This is a genomic window from Vibrio mexicanus, assembly GCF_001012815.1.
Classification (GTDB): domain Bacteria; phylum Pseudomonadota; class Gammaproteobacteria; order Enterobacterales; family Vibrionaceae; genus Vibrio; species Vibrio mexicanus.
In genome coordinates this window covers 218880-228813 of record NZ_JYJP01000015.1, presented here as the reverse complement: position 1 = coordinate 228813, position 9934 = coordinate 218880, and the positions used below count along the sequence as shown (strand labels likewise).

At 43.5% G+C, this 9934-nt stretch carries 8 protein-coding genes and 2 pseudogenes; 5 read left to right on the top strand and 5 right to left on the bottom strand.

All coding sequences use genetic code 11. From position 1 onward, the window contains the following. On the bottom strand, positions 1-1421 hold a 1421-nt coding region (locus tag UA76_RS03050; protein ID WP_047042849.1), incomplete at its 3' end, for a tandem-95 repeat protein. 421 nt (positions 1422-1842) lie between these two features. Here UA76_RS03050 and UA76_RS03045 point away from each other — a divergent pair. The 5 genes and pseudogenes from UA76_RS03045 to UA76_RS23330 all read left to right on the top strand — a co-directional run bounded on the left by UA76_RS03045 (position 1843) and on the right by UA76_RS23330 (position 6386). Next, a complete protein-coding gene (locus UA76_RS03045; RefSeq protein ID WP_047042847.1) occupies positions 1843-3144 on the top strand; it encodes a TolC family outer membrane protein in 1302 nt (433 codons plus the stop codon). Between the two features lies 1 nt (position 3145). After that, on the top strand, positions 3146-3757 hold the full coding sequence (locus UA76_RS03040) for an OmpA family protein (RefSeq protein ID WP_047042845.1): 612 nt from the start codon (positions 3146-3148) through the stop codon (positions 3755-3757). A 151-nt stretch (positions 3758-3908) separates the two neighbouring features. Further along, entirely contained in the window at positions 3909-4259 is a 351-nt protein-coding gene (locus UA76_RS03035; RefSeq protein ID WP_047042843.1) for a DUF2750 domain-containing protein, read from the top strand. A gap of 161 nt (positions 4260-4420) precedes the next feature. Beyond that, a complete protein-coding gene (locus tag UA76_RS23335) occupies positions 4421-5287 on the top strand; it encodes a tetratricopeptide repeat protein (protein ID WP_157617546.1) in 867 nt (288 codons plus the stop codon). 53 nt (positions 5288-5340) lie between these two features. Beyond that, positions 5341-6386 (top strand): annotated as a pseudogene (locus UA76_RS23330) (GGDEF domain-containing protein). On the opposite strand, the gene queC reads toward UA76_RS23330, so the two are convergent. The 4 genes and pseudogenes from queC to UA76_RS03010 form a co-directional block, all read right to left on the bottom strand. Then, complete coding sequence (gene queC / locus UA76_RS03025; RefSeq protein ID WP_337588491.1) at positions 6346-7065, bottom strand: 7-cyano-7-deazaguanine synthase QueC; 720 nt, start codon at positions 7063-7065, stop codon at positions 6346-6348. The pseudogene UA76_RS23330 and the gene queC sit on opposite strands and share 41 nt — an antisense overlap. A gap of 10 nt (positions 7066-7075) precedes the next feature. Next, positions 7076-7747: a 7-carboxy-7-deazaguanine synthase QueE gene (gene queE, locus UA76_RS03020; protein ID WP_420340886.1), complete on the bottom strand. Its 672-nt coding sequence runs from the start codon at positions 7745-7747 to the stop codon at positions 7076-7078. A gap of 192 nt (positions 7748-7939) precedes the next feature. Continuing rightward, positions 7940-9324, bottom strand: a pseudogene (locus UA76_RS03015) (bifunctional NUDIX hydrolase/phosphatase PAP2 family protein). Between the two features lie 100 nt (positions 9325-9424). After that, positions 9425-9907 carry a GNAT family N-acetyltransferase gene (locus UA76_RS03010; RefSeq protein ID WP_272945997.1) on the bottom strand — a complete coding sequence of 161 codons (483 nt, stop codon included), beginning with the start codon at positions 9905-9907 and terminating at the stop codon, positions 9425-9427. Between the last annotated feature and the right edge of the window lie 27 nt (positions 9908-9934).

The window sequence follows — 9934 nt, the reverse complement described above, 5'->3', positions numbered from 1 at the left end:
GTACCGCGGTCATCTGTAACCTCGCCAGTATCCTGAGCAGTCGGCTCTTCAACAAACTCACTCTCACTAGATGCAATCAATGTGATTGACTCGGTTTCTTCCGTTTCAACATCATCAATAATCTGTACAAAGACTCTGAGTTCAGTCTCACCTGAAGCAATAGTCAGATCATCTTCGGTAATAGGGCGGTACCCACCTTCGCCGTCCGATACAAATAGATTTTCCAAATAATCTACAGATTTTGTTGCAGTGTCACTTTCATCGCCGAGAGTAAGATCAAGAGTGACATCTTCAGTTACCGCTTGATCTAAAGAAATGGTGAATTCTAAATATGAGTTATCATCTTCTACAACAGGTTGACCAGCTGTCACCGTCATCTCAGCTACTGGTAACACAGTAACATCAACAGTAAATGTGTCTGTCCCACCCTGACCATCTGATACTGTCAGTTCAAAACTATCTGAACCGTTATACTCTTGAGCTGGGATATAGGTCCAATTACCATCAGCATCTACTGTAACCGCGCCATTTTCGGGTTGACCTGAAACAGAGTAAGTCAGAGCATCACCATCAATATCTATGGCTTGGACTTTACCTGATACGGGATCGTCTTCTTTGGTTACAACGTTAGTCCCATCACCTGCATCATTATTATTTAGATCCACAAAGACAGGCGCGTCATTAACAGGTGTCACATCGATATTGATCACTAAAGTGTCAGTACCACCCTGCCCATCTGATACTTGTACTGTGAAGCTGTCTGGACCGTTGTAGTTTTCGTTTGGAGTATAAGTCCATGAACCTTCACGTGAGAGATCAACTGTGCCATTTTCCGGCTGTGCAATTGCTGTGAATGTGAGGGGATCATTATTGTCGTCTTCAGCAAGAAGCTGACCCGTTAATGCATTATCTTCTTCCGTAGATAATGAAAGCACTTCGCCAATGTCTACAGCCGACGCGTCAACAAATAGTGGTTCTACTTGTGCAAAGCGATATTGATCTAGGAGAGTTAAGCTCTGAGTTTCTGAAAGACCTAGGGACTGGAAGCCAGCTGTAGAAAAAGCAGTTGAGGCGATGGTTTCATCACCGTCACGTTCTAGCGTTGGAGTTGCTGTTGGGCTTGAGCCTGTTTGACCACCTGCTGCTGTTGCGAATTCTTCGCCTAATTGAGTTGGGTCTTCACCCTCCTCTAATGCAGCTATGATGTCGCCGATTTCGCCTGTGATATCTTGTAATTGCTCATCTTCCAGTACGATTTCAACGTTTGGGTTCAATTGACCATCTTCACCATTGGGAGTAACCAGTACCTCACCTGGTAAAGGAGCTTCTCCTTCTTTAAGCACTCGCACATTTCCGTTAACGTCAATGACGATCATTTGCCCAACTACCAAGCCACTACCAATCAGTGTTTTGATTCCCATAACAATGCCTCTAAAGTCTTCCTTGAGTACCCTTCCGACCTAAGGTCAATATGTTGGCACTCTTATTATTTACCCGCCTTATAATTTACCACCTTGCAGGTTACAAACAAAGGAAAGTGGTTACATTTCTTCAACAATGTAAGTAACAAGTGACATGAATCACGCCAAGTCTCGGAATTAAGATCACACTTTAAGGCGGTTTTATTTTAAAAACTTCTAATTCTTTAGTGTCAAAAACCTCACTCAAATCACATAAATTGTTATTTTTTCGGCACCTTTTGTGTGAATATGTAAAAAAAAACAAGCCAGCTCTGTCTTGATGCGTTAAATTATTGACGTCATCTATTCTTTAGTCTCAGCAGCGAGACAAAGCAATGATTAATATCTGCAGAGTATTACACGTTCAAGGAGTGTCTACGTGATGCACACACGATTAAAAGTCCTCAGTGTGGCGATGATTATAAGTTCCACTACCTATGCTCAAACCTTAGAGCAAGCTGTTGCTTACACCATCAAAACCAACCCTGAAATCAAAGCGTCATACAATGAATTCGTTAGCAAACGTTATGATTCAGAGGCAGCTTCGGGGGCTTACCTTCCTAAGTTAGATCTCGACGCAGGAATAGGCTACGAAGGAATTAACCCTGCTGAAGGCGATAAAACCGATCTCACTAGAAAAGAAGCCACGTTATCCCTTACTCAGTTATTATGGGACGGTTCAACGACTTTAAACGATATGGACAGAACTTCCGCGGATGCTGAATCTGTTCGTTATCAATTACTTGCCGATGCTCAAGACATTGCGCTTGAAGTCACTAAGATCTATCTAGACGCGACTAAGGCTTATGAAGTGTTGGCACTTTCAGAAAGTAACTTAGCCGTGCACAAAGACATCTATAAGGATATTAAACGACGTGTCGAATCTGGCATAGGTTCAACTGCGGACATGACTCAGGTTGAAGCACGTATCGCAAAGGCTCACGGAAATTTGCTGGCGGCTCAAAACAATCTGTTTGATGTACACACTCAGTTCAAACGTATCGTAGGACAAGCGCCATTGGGACTCATCTTTCCGAGAGCTGACCAAAATGCTATCCCTTACACCATTGATGATGCGTTAAACATCGCCTTCCAAGAACACCCTGTTATTAAAATCGCTCAAGCGGATATCGATTCGGCAAAATTCCAGTATCAGCAAACTAAAGGGGTCAATTACCCGACATTCTCTTTAGAAGCTGCTCAAACATGGCGCGATGATGCAGGTGGTATCGAAGGGAGCACTGATGAAACCACCGCGATGCTACGTATGCGTTACAACCTATTTAACGGTGGATCTGACGCAGATAGAACGGAAAGTGCGGCCTATCAACTGAATAAAGCAAAAGATTTTCGTGACCGCACGTTTAGGAGCGTCGAAGAGGGGTTAAGGCTCTCTTGGAGCGCTTTAGATTTAACTGTTCAGCAAAAAGAGTTTTTGGCCGACCACGTGGACTCAGCTTCAGAAACGGTAATCGCTTACGAGAAGCAATATCGATTGGGCAAACGTACACTTCTAGACCTACTCAACACGGAAAATGAGCTCTTTGAAGCGCGTAAGGGTTACTTAGACGCCAAATATGACGAGCAATATGCAAAGTATCGATTGATGAACGCAACAGGTGGCTTACTTGCTGCATTGCGTGTCGACACGCCAGAAGAATGGCATGAAGCGGTGGAGTACTAAGATGAACAAGAAGCTGATCACACTAGCCTTATCAGCGGGTATGATGACAACCTTTTCTATCCAATCAATAGCATTGGAATACATCGAAACACCTGTTGCAAATCAAATAGACGACCTCCTTGACGAGGATAACGATGGCGTTATCAATGCTCGTGACTTGTGTGCAGAGACTCCTAGAACAGCGGAAATCGATAATGATGGTTGTGGAACTAAAATCAGCGCTAGTGAAGAAGTATCTATCTTGATACTTTTTAACAATAACTCTGCAGAAATAAATTCGGGGTTTCAGCAGCAAATCGATACCATGTCTGACTTTTTGACTCAATATCCTGAGACCTCTGTCGAGCTGCAAGGTTACGCCAGTAAAGTGGGTAATTCCAAATACAATCTCAAGCTGTCAAAACGACGAGCAGATAATGTGCGTTTAGCTTTGCTCAATAATGGTATCGATGAAAGCCGAATCAAAATTGTTGGGTTTGGTGATACCAAACTCGCGGACTACGGCAATGATGAAGTTAGTCATGCTCGAAACCGTAAGGTGAAAGCCACTGTTGTAGGCAGTTACGAATCCATTGATGAAGAATGGACAATCTTTACTACTATTCCAAAGTAACATTGAAAGTTTAAGATGAGTAGATAACTGCAAATCAAAGGAGCTCATTTAGAGCTCCTTTTTACGTACTAGGTTTTAATTGCTGAAAGCAATGTGAAAACTGTTTGAAAACTGCTAATCTAGCGCCGAATTCAACTATGAGAACTGTCTAATGAGCAAACTTACCGCAGATATCCAGGCAAACCTTGATTTATTCATCGAAGAGTCAAAGCAATCTAAACTGGTTTGGGGCCTTCGTAACGAAGAAGGTTGGTTAGCATGTGATTCAACAGAATTTGAAAACAGTGAAGTTATGCCATTTTGGTCGAGTGAAGAAGACGCAAAAACGCACAATGTTGAAGAATGGGCGGACTTCGAAGTACTGCATATCCCACTCGATATTTTTGTAGAAGATTGGCTGCTAACACTTGCTGAAGATGGTGTACTCGTTGGCGTTAACTGGAACGCGAACCTTGAAGGTAAAGAGCTTGAGCCTTCTGATCTTGCAAAACTATACCTATAGTTTTTAACCACCAAATAACGCTGATCGAAAAAGTCCCTGATGGTTTTCATCAAGGGGCTTTTTTATTTGATGTCAATCACGCCTGTTACAGTAACCGCTACTGCAGCGAACCATACAGATTTACACTGGAAACTCATTAACTCATCAGGCTGGAATTAGGTTTGCGACTTTTTAGACTTCCAACCATTGGCTTACTGCTAATGAGTTGCACTGCATTCGCTCAACCGGACCCACTTCGAAGCTGGGAGGCCCTGTATGAGCAAACCCTGAAAGTTAATGAATCCAAGGCCCTTGCCCTTTTACAGCAAAAGTATCGTGCCCTTCCCATTGGTTACGAAAAGTTGTATATGAGCTCCAAGCTTTACAACTTCATGAACAAACGAAACCAACCTTTTCATGGCAGTTCAAACCTCTTCAATAATGATTACAAGCAAAGAGAAGACAAATTTATCCAAGCATTAAACTTGGAAAATGAGTTGAATTTCAAAGAGGCTATAGAAATATACATGCAACTTCTGGCCGAGGCCCGTCAAATTGGAAGCCTGAAAGGTCAGGAATTACTCAGTTATCAACTCTGCCGTTCGGTTAATAAACAGGGCCACTACTATCAAGCAAGCTTACACTGCAATGAACTCGAGAAACTTCTATCCGAACAAGATTACACCTTGCTCCCTAAATACAAGTCACTTCGAGTGATTGCCAATAATTATGAGTTTATTGGTGACTACCAAGGTGCCCTTGCAACCTATAGGAAGCTTCTTGAGGTCACTCCAACCTATCGAGATCCTTCAGGCACATACAACGATGTTGGGCTTCTACTAAAAAGAATGAGCCAGCTTGAACAGAGCTCAAATTTCCTCAACAAAGCACTAGAACTAAGAAAAGCCAACGGTACTCCGCTTGAGCTCGCTCAAACCTACCACAGCCTTGGCGATTTGATGATCAGCTCGAGGAATACGAAGCAAGCATTAAATATTTTAATAGCGCTTATACAATTCTTAAACAACACAACCATTTGTACGGGTTGACCCATGTTGAGCTTGGCCTAGGTAAAGCCAACATTGGCCTTGGACGCTATGAGATGGCAACGGCTTATCTTCTTAATGGATTAGATACAGCCGCTCAGCAGAATAATAATCATATACGAAGTGACATTTTTCTGACTTTGGCTCAGACCTATTTGGACAGACGGCTCTACAGCGCCTCGCTAAAAAATGCAAACTCAGCATTAGATATCGCAAAACAAACAGGCGATGTTCAAATGCAGGCACAAGTGCTAAAAACGTTGTCTTCGATTTACGAAACCAAGGGTGACCTTAACCAAGCACTAATCTCCTATCGAGAATATGCCAACATTGAGCTAACGACCTTTAACCAAGTCAATCGGGTCACTTTATCAGCGATCGACCACGCCGCGGTAGAGTTTGAGCAGCAGCTAAAACTGGCCCAGCTTACAGAGCAGAACCAGCAGCAAAGTGCACTTTTAAATAAAGCCAAGCAACGACGACTCATGTACAACCTTATCATTTTTGTCCTGATTGGGGTTTTGGTCTGGCTTGTGGTTTCGAGGCAGGTGGATGCCAAAAAAGCTTCACGAGATGGTTTGACCGGCACCCTAAATAGAGCGGCCATTATTAATCACATCAAACAGACCATGGGCTATCAGAATCACTCGATTAAAAACGTTTTGATATTGCTGGATCTCGACAAGTTCAAAAACATCAATGACGCTTATGGCCACCCTTCGGGAGACAAGGCTTTAAAGCATGTTACGTCGATTATTAGCGAGTTTTTAGTTGAAGAAGATGTATTAGGTCGATTGGGGGAGAGGAATTTATCGTGCTTCTTCGTTCTGTTGATGAATTGGACGTAAGGCATCGAGTTGAAGAGCTTCACAATGCTATCTCGGAAAAACCATTTTTTACTGAAAGCCACCAGCCGATACATATTACTGCAAGCTTTTCATTTTTATCGACATCGAAGCCTCTGGATGACTTCGATGAACTCTATTCAATCTTGGATCAAGCCCTGTATCAGGCTAAGCAAAATGGAAGAGATTGCATTGTAGATGCCTATAATGACCCTATCAGTCTTCCAAAGACTGCTTACGTGTCAGTTCACCTATAACCGCTTCGCGATTACTCAAGTAATCGTTCAGGCCCACTTTACGCAGCTCACACGCCGGACAATCGCCGCAGCCATCACCAATTACGCCATTGTAACAAGTCAGTGTACTCTCACGAACTAAGTCCAACGCGTCGTTTTGGTCTGCCAGCGCCCAAGTTTCTGCTTTGTTCAACCACATTAAAGGGGTCGATATTTTTAACTGTCTATCCATACCCTGTACTAACGCTTGGTTCATTGACTTCACAAATTCGTCTCGACAATCTGGGTAGCCCGAGAAGTCTGTTTCGCACACTCCCGTAATGACCGTTTGCGCGCCAACTTGATAAGCGTAAATGCCAGCTAAAGTCAGGAATAAAATATTGCGACCCGGAACGAATGAATTCGGTAAGCCGTTTTCTCCTAGCTCATGAGAGACTGGAATATCGTCACGAGTCAAAGAGCTGATGGCCAGTTCATTCAATAAACCAACATCCATCACCTTATGAGCCTTTACACCAAGCTCTTTAGCAAGGCTTTGGGCAACTTCGATCTCAAGCTTATGTCTTTGGCCGTAGTCAAAGGTGATTGCATGCACTTCATCATACTGCTGGAGAGCTTGTACCAAACATGTCGTAGAATCTTGTCCACCACTAAACACAACTACTGCTTTGTTCATTGCTTTATTCATTGCTTTATTCATTGCTCGGTCCTTAGGCTATGCTGAGATATTTATGTGTTTGAATAGAGAGGCGCCAGTTACGTTGTATACACACATCGATACAAAGTTGTGTGGCGCGCGGTTTCTGGCTAATTGGCTGCAAAGCAATGACAGTGGCCGAAGGTACTTCCGCATTTTCCAATAGAGCGTCTAAATGGTCGATATCTTTCTGAGTGCCTACAGGGTGCTTAATCTCATTCGCTCGCTCCAGCGCACTTTTTAATACTGGAAGTTTACCTTTCATTGCCACCTTTGGTGACACTGTCACCCAAGTGTTGTCGGTAGCCTTAACTTCAAAGGTTCCACTTGTTTCAATTTGGCACTGACACCCCATTTCTTCGAACGCTTGAGTCAATTCGGTTAAGTCATAAATGCAAGGCTCGCCGCCTGTAATGACAATGTGTTTCGCGGAGTATCCTTGGTCTTTATAGATTTGAACAAGATCTTGCGATGAACATTTGGCCCAATTTGGCGAGTCTCCGGTCTTAACGAGTATATTCTCTAACGACGATTCATCTTGAGGTGTTGCATCCCATGTTTGTTTAGTGTCGCACCATGAACAACCCACAGGGCATTCTTGCAGACGAATAAAAACAGCAGGTGCACCGGTAAAAATACCTTCACCCTGAATGGTCTCAAACATTTCGTTTAACTTGTACAACATAACCTCAATATAGCCGAGCAGTAAAACTGGGGAGGAGACCTTAAAGCAGTCATAGTAAAAATTCAACCTTAGAAATGCTGGGCATGAACAACTGGCTGACTATGCACCCGACTTACTTTACAGATGCTATTGCAAATAGAAAGGCTCGATAAAAACCGAGCCTTTGTTGATACAGCGTTATTTTGTATGTAGTTAGGCTTTTGGCGAAGACGGCTGTTTCTGTCGAACAAACAACGCATAAGCCAAAATCAAAACGGGATAGCGCGCCACTTCAACAATCAATGAATACATACTGCTAAACGAAACCAATGTAGCCAAATAACTGATACCAAAGTTAAGAAGCAAAAGTACTGCAATAATCGTCACAACCGCTTGTCCACTCGCAATTTCTCGATTGCGATCCAGCGTTAATATTAGACCAGACACTGTCACTAAAATAGCTAGCCAAACGGTAAAAATCGGGATCGGCCAAAAGACTGAAAGTACAGCGCACACAGCTGTTAGGAAGAACCATACGCCTCGAGACGTTAACAAGGCCTGCACATCCAGTTCTGGTTTCAATTTCAATCGAATGATATGCCACGTTGTCAAGCCACCCACGACAGCACCGGCTAACATATCGACAATGAATGCACTGCACTGTAGAACTTGGCAAGCCCCATCCACACCATGGCGGCGCCGAATACCAGTGTCAGTCTATTAATAGAAAGCTTACCCATGCGATAGAAAACTAGCGTCGCAACACTAGACCACACGGCAAATGGCAAACTTGGTAAGCTGAATCCGTAGCTGTGGGAGAGTTCAATAATCGGTAAATATACGTGAGGACGAGGCAGCGAAAAGCCTTGTTGTCCGATTAGACACAGCAGAGAAGTGACCGCAACGGCGAAAAATGCTTTGTAACTAAAATCCTTACCAAACTTCCAATACAGCAAAGGAAATAAAACGAGAGTAAGCCACGGCAGCGCTAGCTGATTGCCGAGTAATAGAAAGCCCTTAATCGCGCTACTGACGCCGTCAGGTAACGTCCCAACCCAATATTGAAGCGCTGCAATCCAATGCAACTCCACTTGGTTGAAGAATGGTGCACCTTCAATCAGATGATCCAGATAGGTGACCGATTGATTCGTTGCATTACCAAAGAAACCGACAACCTGATCCCACTGCTTAGGATAACGGTACTGTTCACTTGTCAGCTCATTTGGAGAAATCAGCATAGCGCTCGAAATTTCTATTCCGTAGTCTGGTGCAAACCAAACCGGAAGTTCATTACCATCCATCGCGTTGTGAAAATCAAATGCGATGACATCGGAGTCTGAAACACAATCATAAACGACCGCCGTTTCTGTGCGCCCTAACTCTGGGCCAACCGTGACAACTAAGCCCGTCTCTTCCCATGTTTCTCTTTGCGCGGCATCTTGAGGACGTTCTCCCGCATCAATTGTGCCTCCTGGCAAAGACAGTTTCTTGGTAAGAATTTCATTAACGAGAACGATTTTGTTGTCAGCTTTGATGGCACAAAGCGCTCCTCGAATCTCACCATTCGCCAAAGAAGAGAATGAAATCAGTGACAACATCAAGCTCATCACTACTAACACAATACGGGCAACCACTATGAATCCTTATGTTGATGTATGTATCCAGGAAGCCAAGTAGCGCCTGAAAGATAGAATACGGTTAATTTTGTTTAGGCAGCGCTTTGCGCAACCAATTAATATGCGATTGGAAGTTTATCGACTTATACAGCGCTTGAGCTTGCTGGTTGAATGCCCACACCTCGACAAACACTTGCTCAACACCATACTCTTCAAATCTTTGTTCGAGGTTGGTAATGAGTTGCTTTGCTAGGCCATTTTGGCGATGTTTTGGATAGACATATAGCTCGTCAATACTGCCCATTTGAACGGGTTTACTCACCGTTGAAACCAACTCACAGAAATGGCCAGTGATAAACCCGACAATTTGCTCATCACAACAGGCAACCAACACAAAACACTCTGGGTCATCCAAGTAACGAGCGATGCTTTTCTCTTGCTCTATCTCTTCGGCCGTTTTGAAATGTTCTGGGCAAGCCGCATGGTGCTCATCATGAAGCATAAACATGCCTTCATTAAGCGCTTCAAGATCTCTAGGGTTGGCCGAACGAAATGAGTAGTTCACTGTATGGTTTAATTTGAGTCGAAAACA